15 protein-coding genes are annotated in these 17,674 nt (G+C 32.1%); 5 read left to right on the forward strand and 10 right to left on the reverse strand.

What is annotated here, in order from left to right; translation table 11 throughout:
* Window positions 1-13 precede the first annotated feature (13 nt).
* The 6 genes from BR43_RS00725 to BR43_RS18905 form a co-directional block, all read right to left on the reverse strand.
* Window positions 14-1,003 (reverse strand): hypothetical protein, encoded by a 990-nt coding sequence (locus BR43_RS00725; RefSeq protein WP_034558337.1) that lies wholly within the window; start codon window positions 1,001-1,003, stop codon window positions 14-16.
* An 85-nt stretch (window positions 1,004-1,088) separates the two neighbouring features.
* Window positions 1,089-1,310 (reverse strand): defense against restriction DarA-related protein, encoded by a 222-nt coding sequence (locus BR43_RS00730; RefSeq protein ID WP_034558339.1) that lies wholly within the window; start codon window positions 1,308-1,310, stop codon window positions 1,089-1,091.
* A 28-nt stretch (window positions 1,311-1,338) separates the two neighbouring features.
* Complete coding sequence (locus BR43_RS00735; RefSeq protein WP_034558342.1) at window positions 1,339-1,623, reverse strand: hypothetical protein; 285 nt, start codon at window positions 1,621-1,623, stop codon at window positions 1,339-1,341.
* A gap of 21 nt (window positions 1,624-1,644) precedes the next feature.
* Entirely contained in the window at window positions 1,645-1,887 is a 243-nt protein-coding gene (locus BR43_RS00740; protein WP_034558343.1) for a hypothetical protein, read from the reverse strand.
* Between the two features lie 640 nt (window positions 1,888-2,527).
* On the reverse strand, window positions 2,528-3,526 hold the full coding sequence (locus BR43_RS00745) for a putative phage abortive infection protein (protein WP_169741003.1): 999 nt from the start codon (window positions 3,524-3,526) through the stop codon (window positions 2,528-2,530).
* A 108-nt stretch (window positions 3,527-3,634) separates the two neighbouring features.
* Window positions 3,635-5,719 carry a MobA/MobL family protein gene (locus tag BR43_RS18905; protein ID WP_051933761.1) on the reverse strand — a complete coding sequence of 695 codons (2,085 nt, stop codon included), beginning with the start codon at window positions 5,717-5,719 and terminating at the stop codon, window positions 3,635-3,637.
* A gap of 279 nt (window positions 5,720-5,998) precedes the next feature.
* Between BR43_RS18905 and BR43_RS00755 the strand changes: the two genes are divergently transcribed.
* From BR43_RS00755 to BR43_RS00765, 3 genes are read left to right on the forward strand one after another with little or no spacing between them, the layout of a single operon-like run.
* A complete protein-coding gene (locus BR43_RS00755; protein WP_034558347.1) occupies window positions 5,999-6,274 on the forward strand; it encodes a hypothetical protein in 276 nt (91 codons plus the stop codon).
* A gap of 50 nt (window positions 6,275-6,324) precedes the next feature.
* Window positions 6,325-6,600, forward strand: a complete 276-nt coding sequence (locus tag BR43_RS00760; RefSeq protein ID WP_034558354.1) for a hypothetical protein — start codon at window positions 6,325-6,327, stop codon at window positions 6,598-6,600.
* 20 nt (window positions 6,601-6,620) lie between these two features.
* Entirely contained in the window at window positions 6,621-7,322 is a 702-nt protein-coding gene (locus BR43_RS00765) for a hypothetical protein (RefSeq protein ID WP_034558356.1), read from the forward strand.
* Window positions 7,323-7,392: 70 nt separating this feature from the next.
* On the opposite strand, the gene BR43_RS00770 is transcribed toward BR43_RS00765, so the two are convergent.
* The 4 genes from BR43_RS00770 to BR43_RS18910 form a co-directional block, all read right to left on the reverse strand.
* On the reverse strand, window positions 7,393-8,451 hold the full coding sequence (locus tag BR43_RS00770; RefSeq protein WP_211252885.1) for a Fic family protein: 1,059 nt from the start codon (window positions 8,449-8,451) through the stop codon (window positions 7,393-7,395).
* 132 nt (window positions 8,452-8,583) lie between these two features.
* Window positions 8,584-9,036, reverse strand: coding sequence for a hypothetical protein (locus BR43_RS00775; RefSeq protein WP_034558360.1), 453 nt, complete (start codon window positions 9,034-9,036; stop codon window positions 8,584-8,586).
* A gap of 1 nt (window position 9,037) precedes the next feature.
* The gene (locus BR43_RS00780; RefSeq protein WP_051933762.1) at window positions 9,038-9,457 is read right to left on the reverse strand and encodes an ASCH domain-containing protein; all 420 of its coding nucleotides are present in this window, start codon (window positions 9,455-9,457) and stop codon (window positions 9,038-9,040) included.
* Window positions 9,458-9,944: 487 nt separating this feature from the next.
* The gene (locus BR43_RS18910; RefSeq protein ID WP_051933763.1) at window positions 9,945-11,132 is read right to left on the reverse strand and encodes an FRG domain-containing protein; all 1,188 of its coding nucleotides are present in this window, start codon (window positions 11,130-11,132) and stop codon (window positions 9,945-9,947) included.
* A 322-nt stretch (window positions 11,133-11,454) separates the two neighbouring features.
* Here BR43_RS18910 and BR43_RS00790 point away from each other — a divergent pair, with 322 nt between their 5' ends.
* Both BR43_RS00790 and BR43_RS00795 read left to right on the forward strand, forming a co-directional pair.
* Window positions 11,455-14,748: an nSTAND3 domain-containing NTPase gene (locus BR43_RS00790; RefSeq protein WP_034558362.1), complete on the forward strand. Its 3,294-nt coding sequence runs from the start codon at window positions 11,455-11,457 to the stop codon at window positions 14,746-14,748.
* A gap of 205 nt (window positions 14,749-14,953) precedes the next feature.
* Window positions 14,954-17,647: a SpaA isopeptide-forming pilin-related protein gene (locus tag BR43_RS00795; RefSeq protein WP_034558364.1), complete on the forward strand. Its 2,694-nt coding sequence runs from the start codon at window positions 14,954-14,956 to the stop codon at window positions 17,645-17,647.
* The last annotated feature ends 27 nt before the right edge of the window (window positions 17,648-17,674 follow it).

A 17,674-nucleotide genomic window follows, 5' to 3' on the forward strand; every position in this document is an offset into this window, starting at 1 on the left:
CTTATTTCCTCCTCTAATTTTTAATCTGTTTTTTTATTTTTTCAAGTTCTTCCTTCACGCTCTTATTTTCATCTTGAACTGATAACAACTGATTAATTACGTTAAAATCTTTTGTATAGTTTTCATAATTGGACTCCCTTATAATTTCATCGTATGTTATCACCTTACCGTCAACTTTAATTTCTGCATATTTTTCGGAATAATCCAAGTTTAAAATCCCCATATTTACAATGTTTTCAATTGTTTCTAAAATTTTGTTCCCTTGAAATGTATAGGCACCAATGTCTTTGTCATCATCATATGTGTCTAAGATGTAAAAACTTGTATCATCCACTTTTTGACCATTTTCATCTACCATACTTCCAGTTTCAATTTTCATATTCTTTCCAGTAATCAAGATATACCCTACACCTTCTAAAGCTAAATCCAGCTTATCTTGACTAGTGTGTTGTATCTCATCACCAAAGTAATAATTTGTTTTAAGTGGATACTCGTTTAAATACGTATACTTTTTTTCTACCGTCATTTCACTTTCACTTTTTTTTTCCAGTTTTATTGTTGTTTCTCTTTTATTTGATTCTTTTGTAAATTCCTTTAGTTCCACATCCGTCATTTCAACAATCTTGCTCTTAGCAATTTTTTTTAGTTCTTCTCTCTCTCCTTTGGAAATTAAAATTTTTAATTCTTTTTTTGCTCTTGAGATTTCTTTTTTCACCTCTTTTTCATTCGTTACAACAATTTTCCTTTTTTTTGCATTTTTAACTTCTAACATCACCAGTTTCATCGTTTCTAAATATTTTTGAAGGGATTTTACCGTTGAATAAGATGAGTGTGATACAATATAAGGATTTCGCCAGTCTCTACCAGCATAGTAAATGTCTTCTCCCCTCGCTTGAAATGAATCTGATACCTCTATACGTGAGCAACTTCTTTCTTTTTCTTCTTTAGGAATCTTAACTGTTGCGCTACCTTTTACTATGTCAATCTCCAAATATTTACTCATTTCCAATCCCTCCAACGGTTTAGTTTTTATTAAAGTAGTTCGACTTTATACCTTCCATTTCACTCTTTCAATTTACGATTATTCATTACCTTATCGGGTCTATTGCCCTTAAGTCGTAGTAAGAAATGTCTTCATCACTCAAAGGGCTCTCATAAGCCACTGCACCGTAATTTCTTCCTTTACTATTAACTCTGTTTATTTCCCAATCAATTTGACCTTTTGGCTGAGTACCAATTGAGTACCCTCTTTGTAATAACTCGTACCAAAATATTTCATTTTCTTTATTTAATTCTTGTGTAATATCCATCATTATTACTCCTTTTAATTTCCAATATTTAGATAAAATATACGTACCAAGAAGGGCTCTGTATAACACCGCCACAATTGATAGATTCTTTTTTACATTTGAACCCAAGCTTTATTAATTCTTCGGCAAACGCGTCTTGCTTTTCATCGTGATAAAATATTTTTCCAATAGTCGGCGCTGGTACAACTATCTTGATTTTTCCATTGTTAACAGCTTGTAAAACCTCTTTTTCAAATTCCATTAGCGCCTTACTCAAATCATCTTTAATTCCATTTTCAAGTGTTTTTCTTTTTAATTGCTTTGGTGTAATCATTCTATCCACTCCAATCATATTTTATCCGTGTAACGCAACGAACCAATTATTAAACTGGTATTTGTTGTAACTTTCTGCTTGCTCTTTAAACCCATCATCAGCAAGTTTTTTTAACTCATTTTCGGTTTCTAACTCAGACTCTCCATAGAAAAAAATTGAGTTATCACAGTATCTAATTAATTCTTCAATCGTTGTATACCCATTTAATTCTTCTACTTCCTTGTATTTAATTACCTCCGCTGATTGATAATTGTTAAACCCCATGAGATTCCCTCCTACATAATTATTAAAAATAAGTTGATTTTGGCCCGTTGTAGACTTCTTTTCAATCTTTATTTTTTTGATTTGTTGAAGACCAATTTCCAGCAAAGTTAGAACTGAACAAGAGTTAGAGACGCTTAAGGATTTTCCTTAGCGTCTCTTAAAATAATTAGATCAGAATCTCTTCCCTGGTCTAATTAATTCTTCTCTTGTGATAGTTATACGAAACCACATTGTCTTTTTAATGTGTGTTGAGTCTGAAGATGGTAGGGTGTGTAGACAAAGCGAAAAAGATTAAAAGTAGTCGGAACGACTACCGTCTTTTAGAAGCTTGCTACCAGGGTAGCAGCTTCTTTGTTTACCGCGACTGGCACATTAGTGGCAGAAGAAATTCCAATGAATTTCTAGCGGCATAAAGTTGTCGGATGACAACTTTATTCAAATGGTTTTAATAAAGAGGCGTGTAGTTATGCTTTGCATAACACATCAGGTGTCAATAGAGCAAAGCGAAAAAGGCCGGTATTCGTAGTCGCAGACTCTACAAGAATACCAACTGTCTATTGAGCAGCTGTTTAGCATCAGGAATTGAAGTAAACCTTACGACAATTCCTTACCATCTTTTAAATACAAAAAAACTAATATGCTAACGCACATTAGTTTTTTTTGAATCAATTTTATCTAATAAGCTTTGAAAATTATTAATCTCTTCATTCCCTCTGTATACAATAAAATTCTCTCGAAAAATTTTTCTTTTCTTCTCTGAATCAATTGAACGCACAAAATATTTTTTCAAGTTGTCTCTGTATATATCTGGACAATCGAAATGTTGGCCGTCATCAATATCAACTGAATCACCAAAAAAGGAACTTCCCATTAATTCAACTCCTAATCCAATTCCTTTTTTTATTTCAAGTGAATTTACTAATACAACTAACAACTCATCTAAACTCAATTGTGCCCTAAGTATACCTATATACAACATTCTTTCATCTTCATTAATAATTCCGTTTTCAAATCTATCATTTATTACTTTAATTAATCTGTGTAGAATACGAAAATAAGTTCCTACTTCGGAATACGAATTCTTGTACTCATCTCTTATATCATCAAAAGTGTGACCAATAGCTATTTTATACTTTTTAATATTTTTTTCACATTGTTTTATATCTGTTTCATTTGTTATTCTTAAATAATTTGGACATTGTTTTGAATAATACTCATTTTCCAAGAGCCTTTCATCTGGATAACTTTTATTTATATCAATTACTTGTAATTGATATACAACAGTGTCTAATTTTGATTTTACACTTCTCCCAAGAGTTTGCAAACTAGCTTTAGATTTTTCCTGCTCTTGTTTAAACAAACCTAATAAGTTATAAAAATCTTTACTCATCGAGTCCTTTCCTAAATTTTCACTATTCAATTTCTGTACATTAATTGTATTTAAAAATAAAATCATCGTTAAAATGGGGGTAGTGATTAACAATACCAATTTAAGGGTCTCTATAATTTGAATACTTTTAAGTCTATTCAAATCTTTAGATTTAACATCCTGAATTCTGACAAAATCAAAATTCCATGTAATACACCAATATATGCCTAAAATAATTAATACAATTAAAAGTGTGATTTGTATAAACATAGGTATTCTTTTAAAAAAACTCATTTTATTTCGTATCCAGTTCCATTTAACTTTTATGTTCAACTTTACCAAACCTATCTACACCTTTCATTCATAAATATAATTTTTTTAAATTTCAAACTCTTCTTCTTTCCCACCATGTCCTTTTCGTCTCTTTTTCTTTGTCTTATAATATTTTTTCTCATCTGCACCTCGTCCAATTTGGTCTAACAAGGATCCTAAAGCTTGGCCACCTTGAGTAGTAGTTTCCTTTTGTTCATTATTAAATTCGATTTCTTCTTTTTCTTTTACTTTGAACCTGAATTTATCTGCTAACGAGTCTTTTTCTTTAGTAAATACTTTTTCATTAGGACCATAAAGATTTTCATTTTTAACTAGCTTGTCCATAGATACACCTGCATAAATTTGGACGTTTTCGATTAAGCTTAAGTTATCCTCAATCCCGTCTTCCGACTCAATCTCATCAATGAGAGCTTCTACTATCTCTTTACATAGATACACTTTTTCACGAGCATACTCACGTTGTTCAACTTGATCTCGCAAACTTCCCTGAACTCGGTCTGCAATTCCAGCCTCCTGTTTTTCATCAAGCAGCAAGCTAATATTTTTGTTAAAGTAACGATAATTTCCAAGTTCTTTATTCATTAAGCTGTTAAATTGTTTTACATCATCATAAACTGATCGGTCTTCTTCCAGTAAAGAAACTTGTTTGGCTATTGATACTTGTTCGCTGTAATCTTTGGCCGGATTTATTTTCTGTCCGTACTTAATGAATTCTTCAACGGCTACAAATTTAGACTCCGGACTCTCAAAGTTTGCAAGCATTTCTGGATTGGATCCATAAATTTGTTTAAAGGTAGCATCGTATTTTTTTGATTCTCTGTCTAATACTAGTTCCGCTTGGCCAACTAATTTAAGTCTAGATCCAACTTCACCTTCTAATTTTGTTTTGCTAGAATTGTACTCTTGAATCTTTTGTTTTACATAAGAATTGTATTCATCCGGTCTCATACCAACTGCATTAGCGAACCCTTTCCCTTTATCATGTTCAAATTCTCCACGTAGAAGACGATTCATGTAATACCCTTCAGCTTCTTTATTTAGTGTCATTTTCACAATACGATCATGCCACGGCCCATATTTCAATTCGTTATAGGCAAGTTTTGCTACACCAAGATCAACTGTCGTCTTAGCTCGTTTTTTAATGGCTCTATAGGCTTCTCTTTCCTCATCTGTGAGTGGATTCACTCGATCACAGTTTTGTAAGAACTCTTTCGTTAATGGCTGTCCTAGCTTACGATAATTTAAATCATCCATCATTTTACTAACAGTTTCTTCTTTTTTATTCGTTTCGGCCGTCAATTGATTGTATTCTTTAATTTTTTGATTTAACTTTCCTATGTCCGTAAATGGTTTGTATTCTTTCCCTTCAGTCTTTGCTGCTTCAGCTGCTTTAAACTCAAGATAAAAATTCTCACGGCTCATTCTTCTTTCCGCAACAATCTCTTTCCCTTGATCTTCAAAACTGCTAGAGCTAAATTTCAAATTAATATTTTCATTTTCCATCATAAGGTTTAATTCGTTAGCCCAATTCTTTCGCCACATCAATACATTTGATCGATTGTCCCAATCACTTGTTTTTACGGACATTGTTTTTGGCTTGCCATTTTCTTTTAACACAATATTTCCATCTTGATCTTTAACCTTTTTACGTACACTCTTAGGCGCCCAATTGCCTTGGTCATCAAAAGGTCTCATCGTACAGTAAATGTGAGCGTGTGGATTATGAGAGTGATCTCTATGTATATTTACATCCGCAACCATACCTTTATTTACAAAATTTTCTTGTACGTATTTAGTTAATAGTTCTTGCTGCTTCTCTTCAGATAATTCTACAGGCAAGGCAATTAAAAACAATCTTTGCATTTGGGCTTTTTCATGAACCTCTACTTTTTCAACTTCATTCCATAATCGTTCTCTATCACTAGCCCAATCTGGAGCATTTTTCGGCGTCATGATATAGGAAACTGGAGCAACCGAATGAGGTCTATACGAACGAGTACGACCATCCCTTTCGCTAAACAACTTTTGATCAGACACGTAAGCAGCACCAGCAATAGCTGAATGATCTCTTCTATTTTTGATTTCTACACGAAACATAAAATACCCTTCACCTGTTGACGCTGTAGCCATGTTCTAACCCTCTTTTCTGATTTTTATAAGAAGCCCCTGCGGGAAAAGACGTACATCCACAAGGAGGTGCTGTCGCACGAATGACACGAACATCGAAGATGTGCGTATAAATGAGCACTACGTCCTGACGTCCTAGTGACCATTATACAGATTTTTACTCCATTTATCAATTTAAACTTGATTTCGACTAAAGTTTACCTTATAATTCAAGATGATTAGAACTAGAATAAAAAAACTTTAGCTTTCAAAACAATTTGAAATAATAAAGGGGTTTTATTAATGGCAAACGTAAGCAAAACAGATTTAAACAAGCTCGCTCAAATTGAGCAGCAATTAAAAGAGGCTGAAAAGCTTAGGCAGCAACTAGAAACGAAAATTTTTACTGAAATCGGCAAAGAGGTTTTCACTAATTGGAAGATGCCCGAGTATCCCGCATCGTTAACTCAAACGATTAAGGACTTAACAGATAAGGCAAATTCTAAAATGAGTCATTACGATGATCTTGAACGTGCCAAGTACGCTCGAAACAAAGAAGAAACTCAATCTTCTAACTAATATTTTTCAAAGCAAGAGCATATTTCTTTTAGAAAAGTTGTGAGTATTCAATGTCAAAAGAATTAAGTGAAAGCGACAAGGAGTTTTTAAAGGCCTATAAAGCGTTGCGTAAGGCTCAACAAAAACAAGAGAGACTTAAGTCTCAATTCACCCGTGAAAGGGAAAAAGAACGACGTATACGCGCTAGGAGACTGATTGAAAAAGGAGCATTACTTGAAAAGTATTTCGAGGCATATGAACTTTCGATTGAAGAAACCGAAGAACTTTTAAAAACATTCTCTGACTATGTTAATGAAAAAAAACCAAATAGGTTTAAAAAAAATTAACATGGAAATGAGGAAATCAAATGAACAATTCTCAAGAAGTCAACGAAATAATCGACAATTTACTTTTAATGTTTTATAACAATGTACGCATGATTGCAGAAAAAGCACAGGTCAAAGAAGAATTAAAAAAAAGATCGTCTTCTGAAAAAGAGGATCCTGATTTGATAAAAGCAGATTTACTCAAAGAAATCCAATCTAATTCATATGAGGATAATTTAGAGGAGTATAAAAAACTTGAAACTAATATCATTGGATATGAATTAGCTGAAACAGCCCAGGGAATTCTTCCTGATACTGAGGAGTCGGATTATCTAATGTATAAATTCAAAAGGGATATTTATCTTGAAGAACTTGGATTAACTCTTGAGGAGCAACTAGAAATCCGTCAAGACATTCTTGATTCATTTCATTCGCCAAACATTCCATCAAATTTGGTAGCTGCATTAGCAAATAGCAACCAAAATGAATTGGATAAATTGTCAAAAAGCTTAGAGGCTCTTTCCACCCCACTTGCAAAAGAAATTATGGATGAAATCCAAAAAAGTTCTAACCTTACATCTGATCTTGTTGATACCGTTAAACAAGAAATTTCTCAAGGGTTCTCTGTATTGGAAGAGGTTTATCTAGACGAGGATGAAGTACTTGATGAGATAGTCGCGGAAATTGTTGAAGAAGAAAAAGAAGAGGAAGAAGAACTGGAAGAAGAAATTGAATTGAATTAATTAAAAAAAGAACTATGACTTTCACCTGACTATTGTGAAAGACGTAGTTCTTTTTCATACCTAAGCTTCTCTATTGCTCACTAGATTTATATTTTGTAGATCGTCCTTGCCCCACTTTTTCAATTTTTAATTTATCTTGCAATTCAGCTAACGCCCTTTCAATAGTTCGCTGACTGATATCAGGTAACAACGTTTGTAAATCAGAACGACTTAATGGTTCAAACGATTTATTAAGCTCTTCTAACACTCTCTCAGCTGTTGTCATTTCTTTATTGATAATGACTTCAAATCTTTCTGAAAAGTCTTCATAGGCTTTTAAAATGATTCCTAACAGATAACGAACAAACGGTGTGTAATCTTGTTTATTTTCTATCCAACCTACCGAACTTGCTTGCAATGTCTCATAATAAGTTTGTTTCGATTTCTCAATTAACATTTCTATACTAATATACTTACCAACCAAATATCCTGATCGATATAGCAATAACAAAGTTAACAAGCGTGACATCCGACCATTACCATCACTAAATGGATGGATAGAAAGAAAATCTAATACAAAACATGGAATTAAAAGTAAAGGATCAATTTCTGATTTTTCAATTGCTTGAGTGTATTGTTCACACAATTCTTTCATCAAATTTTTAGTTAAATAAGCTGGTGCCGGAACAAATCTAACCCGTTCAGTTCCATCAAAATCTTTTTCCGTGATCACATTATCACTGATTTTGTATTTACCTTTGTAGCTCTTTGCCGAATAATTATATAGATTTTTATGAAGTGTTAACACATTATTCGGAACAATTTCAATATACTCATAACTATCATGAATAAGTTTTAAAACATCCCTATACCCTGCAATTTCTTCTTCATCACGGTTACGTGGTTTCACTTTTTCTTCTACAATTTGTTTTAAACGTCCGTCTGTAGTTGAGATACCTTCAATTTTATTTGATGCTTCAGTACTTTGAATCAATGCTAAATCCGTTAACTTGTTCAAAATATCTGGTTTAGTTTCAATATATAATTCTTGCTTTCCTTTATATTCATGTATTTTTGAGCTTGTTTTCAATAAATCGTGCGTAAGGGTTAAGTTTTCTAAATGGTTATATTCAAATTTTTTCACCGCCACTCACCTCTTTTCTCTGCCATTTTACACTAAATGGCGGTGAAAAACAAATAGTGGCGGTGTAAACTATCTATGTATGTATATAAAAAGTGAGTTGAATGGCCGACCCACTTTTTTATATCCGATTTTTTCAATTTAACTCTCAATTTTATATCCACCAGAAGAAAAATAAACTGCATTCATTTTGTTTTCTTTGCAATAGGAAGTAATTTCTTGAATAAAATTAACCTCCGTAACCGTTTGATATTCCTTTTTTGTAAAACAATCATTAAGCAACATTCCACCATAATCTTTTGAAGCCACCTTATTTCTTTCTAATACTTTATAGGAAATTATTTTCAAGTTCATAGGTTTTGTTGTTTTATTATCTTGGTACTGGATAATAAATTTACCTAGCATGCAATCAAATTTAACTTTCTTTTTATTATACGCTGCCTGTTTTGCTAGTTTGATTCCTACATTGGTCTTAGTTGCTGCTGACTCATCAAATACTGTTAAATTAAGTGAAAAATCAACCACTATTTCAAAATCGATGTCATAATAAAATTTTTCTACGTAATGATACGTTTTTTGTTTTACTTGGTTCACTTCAATGATCCCCCTCTTTAAACTTCTTTTGATTTTGATTTTCTGGACTTGAATAACAAAAAGATTGAGGTGCAAAAGAAAGTGTTGAATCAAATTCATTAATTTCAAGTGGTGTATTATATTCCTTAAATTCACTTATCTTGAGTGCATAGGCTTTGCTTGCTTCTTGGAAATAAGTTAAATATTTTTTCTTACTAATCCCAGCAAAATCCTTAGTTGCCTCCCACAAATTTAATGGCGACTCTTCAATAATCTTTTCGACCTTGAACTCACCAATTATTTTTCCAACTGGTTTAGTTTCATAAATGACTACTGTAGATATATCTCCGCGTTTAAATATTTTTTTTCTAAACTCATATTTTTTTTCACCTGAAATTATTTTTTCTACAAATTCAGATTTAATTGATAGAATAACTTCCATTTATTTTTTACCCACTTTCATTTTCTAAATAAAAAAGAACAAAAACAAGAATGACTTCCTTGCCTTTGCTCTTTACATCGCTATATCTAATTTCACTAATCATTAAATACTAAAAATCGTTCCCTTTTTATTTTTTTTACTCGTTCATTATCAATGAAATTTTTCCAGCAAAAGGTTAGCTTTTTCCAGAGCTTCTGACAAGCTCTAATCGTTGCTATAACAGCGTTCTACTTTTTCAGTGAATACTGCGAAATTCTAGTAATTTTGGTCAATTGTAGTTAGTTTTGATTTAGTTTCAAACTGTTTTAACTAGAAAAATTGGGATATTTTGAAAATTTTAGTATGAAGTTGCGAGCTAGGTTAGATACTCAAAAAAAATTCTGAATTAACTTGTACTCAAGATAATCTTGCTGAGATATCTTGAGTATTTTGTTGCCATTATACTCCCTCAAAAATATCTAACGAATTTCAAAGAATATATTTCTAATTATTTCATTAATTCCTTTATCTTTAAATACTCAGCAATATTGTCATGATCTGGGAAAATAGTTTTTTGATTAATACCTAATCTATTCAAACTTCTAAATATCTTTTCTTTATCCGTTATAATAAACTCTACATCACTATCAACTTTTGAAAAGCCTATATAATCACTAGTCTCATTTGCTGCTCCTCTATAATGAGGCAGTTGGTAAAGAAATGTTCCCTCTTGTGATTTCATACGCTCAAATTTCACTGACGGTTGAATTGAAATTAATGGAAAAACAACATGTGATCCAACTTCATAGGGTATAGCAAATTGATTTAAAAAACTATCTACCATATTTCTGCTTTGCTGATTAATAGCTAATAAGATAATCACTGCAAGTCTATCTGACAAATATTGTTTATAATGGACTTCAAATATAGGATCTTTTCCTATTATTGAAATTGCAGTCCTAAATTTGTTACGATCTTTATTATGCTTAAAATCTATTTCGAAATATTTCAAAAAAATTTCCTCAAAATTTTGGGCATATGACTCTAGATTTTCGTATTCTTGTGACTTAAACTCTCGTAATATTTGGGCAAAAGTTGAATCAACTTCAATTCCAATATATTTTCTTTGATACAAAACACTATCCTTTAACATAATTGCTTCTAAATTTTCAATACATTTAAATAATAGCTCATGTTTAGTTTCAATGGATTGATTTTTTATTTTCACTAAAATTTGATATGTAAATTCATTATCTAAAAAGAAAGAATTTAAAGTCATATCTTCTTTATTCTCAAAATCAGACATATCAATGAATCTTTCTTTGTTAAAAACATGAACTTTACATGTGTTTTCCTGATAATTAGAAGAGCATGCAAAATAGAGTGCCACTAGTGGGCTAGATGTAATATCTATTAACGAAGTTGGTAATCCATGATGTTTTGAATATTGAAGAAAATTTTCTCTTTCAATTTCATTTAATTGATGTCCAACTTCACTATAATATTCTTTTAGCGTTTTTCTATAATCGATTCTTTGTCTCATTTCAGAAAAAGGAACATTATACTCTCTAAAAGCAGAAGCCGTTATTTCTGTAAACTGAGTACTCGATTCTCCTCTATAATAATAATTACCATCTAAAACTTCTATATTAGAAATATAGTCTTGAATGTTATTAATGTTGATTATCGACTTCATACTTTTATCCTTTCATCAATTAATTTTTATATAGTTTATGTTAACATATAAGTTTATGTAATAGCCAATTAGTTAAGTATTTATTCGTTATGAATACTTATATATTCTCTCCAATACGATTCAAACAAATCTGCATATTCAATAAATATTATCTGATATTTCGAAAATTTTCTGGAAGCTCAATTATGCGTTATAAGCAGTGATAACTTTCTGTTTTCCAACCATCTCTTACATGCAGTTCTTGCTAATAGTAACGTTCATTGTATATAACTCTACAGGCTGATATAATTTAGTTATTACTAGTTTTTAAAGGAGTGGAAACATGATAACCCCTGAAATGAACGATTTAATCGGATCATTAAGAGTTCATAATGGTGTTCTGATTATGGGCGCTGGAGCATCACTAAAAGCTGGAATGCCTCTATATGCACAATTTCCTATGATAATGTGGAGAGTTATAGATGAAAATCCAGTAATTAAAGAAGAATTTGGAGAAAACAAAGGTATCAGGGCTCGAGATATTATTGGTAATAAAACTGATAAACTTATGGAAGCGTTCCAATATGTTATTAAATATCCATCTGCAATTGATAGCTTTAAAAAATATTTTAACGCTACTACAGATATTCACAATCAGACTTCTTCAGATGTCCACAACAATATTTGTAAATTGATTCATGAAGGTGTTATCAAATTAGTTATTTCTTTAAACTGGGATGATCTTCTTGAAGTTTCTTGGACAAATCTTTATGGAACTGAAATTAATGGAGAAAAGCTACAATTAATAAAACCTCATGGTGACGTAAGAAATTTAGATGAAAAATGGACATTTCCGAACGAACCAGGCTATTTGAGTATTGAACACAAGAAGATTATTAGTGAACTATTGCATGATAATATCTACACTTTTTTAATTTTGGGATATTCTGAAAATGATGAAACAATTGTTGAAGAATTAATTGATCCAAAAGAAAATCAAAATTTATTTTTCAGAATTTCTCCTGGTAATCAGATAGACTTGGATGCAATGGATTCCACTCGCATCCTGGTAGAAAACTTGGTTGATAATACTAAAGATATCTGGCAACAAATAGATTATTCAAATCAGAATGGGATGGAGAGAGCATTATTGGGTTATCGACTTCTTCCCTCAGACGTTGAATCAAGTGCCAGACTACCTCAAATTAACTCGGCTCATTCAAAATTGAAACAGACCAATTATGTACTAATCGAAGCAGAACCAGGATGTGGTAAATCAATTACAGCTTATCAACTCGGTTATGATTATAAATATGAAAATTGGGAGATTTTCAAACTAGATAATTCTCTTAGGGAGGAAGAAATTCCTCTTCAAATATTTAAACCCAATCGCTATCAATCACTATTTATAATAGATGATGCCCAGCAATTTTCATTATCATTTATCGAAAGATGTATAAATTCGGTAAATAGTCATCGTAAAGTGATTATTACTCGAACAAAAACTCGAGATAATTTCTCTAGGGAAACTGTTACTATTGCAAAAAAAGATTCTATTGATGCAATTAAAGAACATTACCTAAAAAATTCAGAAATTCTAATTCCAATTTTAAACAATTACTACACTATTACAATTGGCAATTTGTATATGGATACTCCTCTTGAGAGATTAATTGAATTTGCATCAAAAGAAGAAACCCCTTGGCTTTTCAACTACAATCTATCTGAAGGATGGAAAAGACTACAAGAAAAGTTTTCGTTAATTCAAGAACACAATCGAAGTGATCTTCTTCTTGTCCTAATAGCAATTAAGCAAATTCTTCAATTGGATAAAGCTATAGAATATGGTTGGTTGAGAAATTCTATTTCTTCATTTCCAGATATAACAACTTCTCTAGATGATGCTCTTGATTTCTTAAAATTAGAGGAATGTATAATCCAAAATGAAGAAGGAATAAGAGTTCTGCATGTACAATTGGCATCTGAAATCGTCCTTTTATATTGCAAGACAGTTAATGGAGCAGAGTTGAAACAACTAGTTGAGTTTGTCCAAAATGATATTTTGAAATCGAAGCCTGACTTACTTGGATTAGTTTGGTTATCTAATTTCACTTCTAGTGGGCAATACGAAATAAGCAATCTCCTATACTCTGATAAATTATGTGTAGAGTTGATTCAGCGTTGTTTTAACGAACCCTCTCTAGACAGTAAGAAGAATTCATTGTTTCTTTTAGATAAAATTGACAGATATAACAAAGTTTACGGTTATAGCTATTTATTAAATGTTGAAAGAAATAACTTGAAATTCCTGATTGAGAATATAAACTCCGATTCACTTTATGCTGCTAGTAACTTATTAAATAATTTATACAATTTCAGCAGTAAAGAAAAAGAAAACTTTGTTTTAGAATTAAATTTTGATATTTTTTTCAAATTAGTAGGATCTATAGAGATTACTAATTCATTAGGATTAGGTCACTTCATGAATAGGGTTGCAATCGGTATGAAGAAAACATGGGTAAAGAATTTCAGTAATTCATTACCAAAACAAAACCTAATGGATATCATCAGTTCGGCTAATGTTGACCAATTCTGGTTAGTGGAAGATATTTGCACTTCTATTGCAATGATTAATTCAGAATTAGCTAATGAGTTTTTCCCACTCATGCTTGATAAATTGCTTAATTCTTTTCATTATTCTGTAACAAAAACTCTTGAACAAATTGATCCTTATGATATGTTCTGTCTCTTCTTTGGAAGACAACTTTTCGTAAAAAGCAAACTTACAAAAAGAACCAAAGAAAACTTACTAGAATTAACAAAAGGAATTGACTATAAAGATATTGTTTCAGCATTCAATAATAGTAAACCCAGAGATTGGAGAAATTTAGAACTACTCTTATACGATTTGAACAGAGTTGACAAAAAACTTGTAAAAAAGATAATTTTAGAAATCAATTTAGATTATATCGAAGATCAACTTGATGGACTTTGGAGCACTCAACCAGATGATTTTTATATTGTAAGCTCACTAGCATACGCAAGACCCAAAGAAATTGCTGACCTACTATATAGACATAAAAATGAAATAAAATTCCTGAGACCTCCATACGTTTGTCTCAATGTGGATTTAACTGAAGAACTTCTTAAAAAAAATACAGAAGTAAGACTTTTTGAAAATGATCGTTCTTTTTGGGATGACGGTGCTGAAACCATTAAATTTTGTGGAAAAAAGCAAAAAGATCTCGGAATGCGTATATTAAACCAGAACAAAGAAAAGCTATCTGAAATATTCTTATTAATTGAACCAATAAATTGGGATGAATCATTTCTATTATTTTCAGAAATCGAAAAGTTTTATCCCGACTTCTTTAATCAACTTTCAAAAGACCTTGATTTACCTAATTTTCTCAAAACCAACAGGATGTATTTTTCTGAAAAGCACACAGGCACAATGAGATATGATAGTAATCGTTCATTTGAAAATGTAAGTGGCTTTAAAAAAATGCTCAACTTAGTTCTTCATAATACGGAACGCCAAGATTTAATAGAGGAACTTCGAAGAATATTAGATCTCATAATTACTGCCGAAAAAGAACTACCTAAAAAATACACTACGATATCTGTTGAAATATAGAATAAACAAGAAAAATTTAGTATCCTTTTATTTAGTAATCGCACCCTTAACTGTTGCGATTACTTTTTTATTTCTCACACTAAACAGATGATCCTCTAACTTACATTTATCATTGAAGGAGTTGAATCAAAACCCTTGTCCCCACCAATCAGAAACCCTTCTCTTAACCTAAAAAACAAAAATAACTCAAGGAGGAAAAGAAACAATGACAACTAAATATAAAAAGCATAAACTAGCCAACTATCTGGGATTGATAGTTATTATGGCTAGTTTTTTTGTAACTCCTATCACTACTCTTGCTGCTACCGTCAACTACACAAGAATTGCTGATTACGTTTCTACTTGGTATTTAGCAAATCCTGCTGGTCTTCACTGGACAGATGATGGTGTTCACATGATTAAAGCAGAGGGTGAATCTGCCTTCTGTATTGAACACGGTACCATTTTGAACGGTGGTTCTGGTTTTGATCCATCTGAACTCACAATTGCTGAAAAAGACCGTTTATCTCTGATCGCTTATTATGGCTATAAAACGAATCCTACAAGTGAAAACTATGGAATTACTCAAAATCTAATTTGGGAATCATTTGGTGATCAGCTACTGTCTACCACCCTTCCCAACTATCAAAATCGGAAAAATGAAATTCTAGCAAAAGTGAATGCACACAATACAAAGCCTTCATTCAATAATCAGACGATTACATTAAATGTTGGCGATACAATCACACTTAATGATACAAACGGTGTTTTAAGTAAGTATGGCAATCTAGCTAGCAATTCTGCTAATCTTCAACTGAATAAATCTGGAAACCAATTGAAGTTAACCGTAACCAGTTCATCGAAAGAAACAGGAAAATTACAGTACAATATCGCAAATGCAAATGAAGTTGGGACAAGCTTTGTTTTCAACAAACCCAATGAACAAAAAGTAGCTACATTCAAATTATCTAATGCAGGCTCCTTCCAACTAAATATCAAAGTCAATTTAAACGGCAATGTCAAATTGAAAAAAGTAGATGAAGATACTGGACAACCTGTTCCTAATACAAAAATGAAATTTGAGTATAATGGACAAACGAAAGAAATTATCACTGATACTAACGGCTTTGCTCAAATTAATGACTTAAAAGCTGGGACTAAAGTAAAAATCATCGAAGTGACTGCCAACAATGGTTTTGTAAATAAAGGCGAATCTAAAGAAATCACGATTGAACCTAATAAAACAGTTGAAGTAGTGTTTGGAAACAAAGCTCAACAAGGATTGCTTCATCTAAAGAAAACAGGTCAAAAAGCTTCTAGTACAACAACTACCGACTCAGACTATGGAAAGCTACATGAAATCACTTTCGATTATGTTCCTCTGTCGGATGTCACTTTTATAATTAAAGCACGTGAGGATATTAAAGTAGGCAACCATGTTCATGCAAAAAAAGGAAGTACGGTTGCAACTGTTCAAACAGATAAAAATGGTGAACTAATGAATATGCCAAAACTATATCTAGGAAAATATGAAGCCATTGAAACAGCTGCACCTGCTGGCTACTTGATGAATACCACCCCGCTGCCTTTTGAATTCACCTATGAAGGACAAAACGTTGAACTCGTGTCTCAATCTGTTGAAGCAAAAAATGATTTCCAACAACTCAAGATTACTCTCCATAAAAACGAAGAACAAATTCAAGAATGGAAAGAAAATAAACCAGTTATCGAAGAGATCCAAGCCAACGGCAAAATATTCGGTCTGTTCACCAATCAAGAGTTTACAATGACGGATAAAACAATGCTGTCCGCTGATTCTCTACTAGGATTTGGCACAGTAAAAGATGGTGGGCTTACGTTCCCTACTCAACAATTAATGGAAGGAAAATATTATGTCCAGGAATTAGATGCTGGTGAAGATCATGATATTGATACTAGCCATCATGAATTCGAGTTTACAGCAGCTGACCACGAATCAGAAAAAGTGATCGACATTTATGCAGCTAAAGAAAACTCAGAAGATGAATCTGCACCACTTTTAAATAGGCTTCACTTCAATCAATTTTCACTAAAAAAAGTGAATGAAGAAGCCACTTTGAAAGAGAAAATTGGCTATGAATTTGCTTTTACAGGGAATGGAAAAGGCGCTATTTTCACTTTAGAAACTGAGGAAAAAGAAGTGATTCAAACAGTCACTGTAGATGAACAATCTCTTGCTACCTTTACCAATATTCCAGTAGGAACGTTTTATCTGAAAGAAAAGCAACCAGCTTCTGAACAGTATGTTCTATCTCCTGAGACCTATCAAATCGTCTCTACCCTAAAAGGTATTCAAGCCTATGACAGTAAAGGAACATTACTTGGTGAAAACTTTAATGAAGAGAAGCTAGAAGAAAATACAAATAAGCAATTAGCTAATGAAACTACCGCAGCTGAGGAACCACAAACCGATCGAGAATCACCTCTACTGCTGGAGATTAAAAATCATTTAGTCAAAGGGATTGCTGAACTAACAAAAACGGACGTGTCAAATGGAAAAGAGCTGCCAGATACAGGCGTTCGTATTCTTGATAAGGATAAAAAAATCATCATTGAAGGAAAAACAGATAGTCAAGGTCATTTTAGTTTTGAAAACTTACCACGAGGAGTCTATTATTTCCAAGAATTTGAAGCCCCTACTGGCTATCAAATAGACGAAACACCGATTAAGTTTGAAATCCTAGAAGATGCTGAGTTTGTCAAATGTACCATGACGAACGAGATGATTCCAAGTAAAAAAGAAACCTCTGTAACAGGAAGCTTGCCACAAACTGGCGAAGTCATATCTATCGCTGGGGTCATTTTAGGTAGTGCACTATTAGTCAGTGTTGCTGGTTATTACTTCTACAACAGGAAGAAACAGCATAACAAAAATAACTAGAAAAATGGAGGCATTTCTATGTCTCCT

The sequence above is a fragment of the Carnobacterium gallinarum DSM 4847 genome, from assembly GCF_000744375.1.
In the GTDB taxonomy this organism is placed as follows: Bacteria; Bacillota; Bacilli; order Lactobacillales; family Carnobacteriaceae; genus Carnobacterium; species Carnobacterium gallinarum.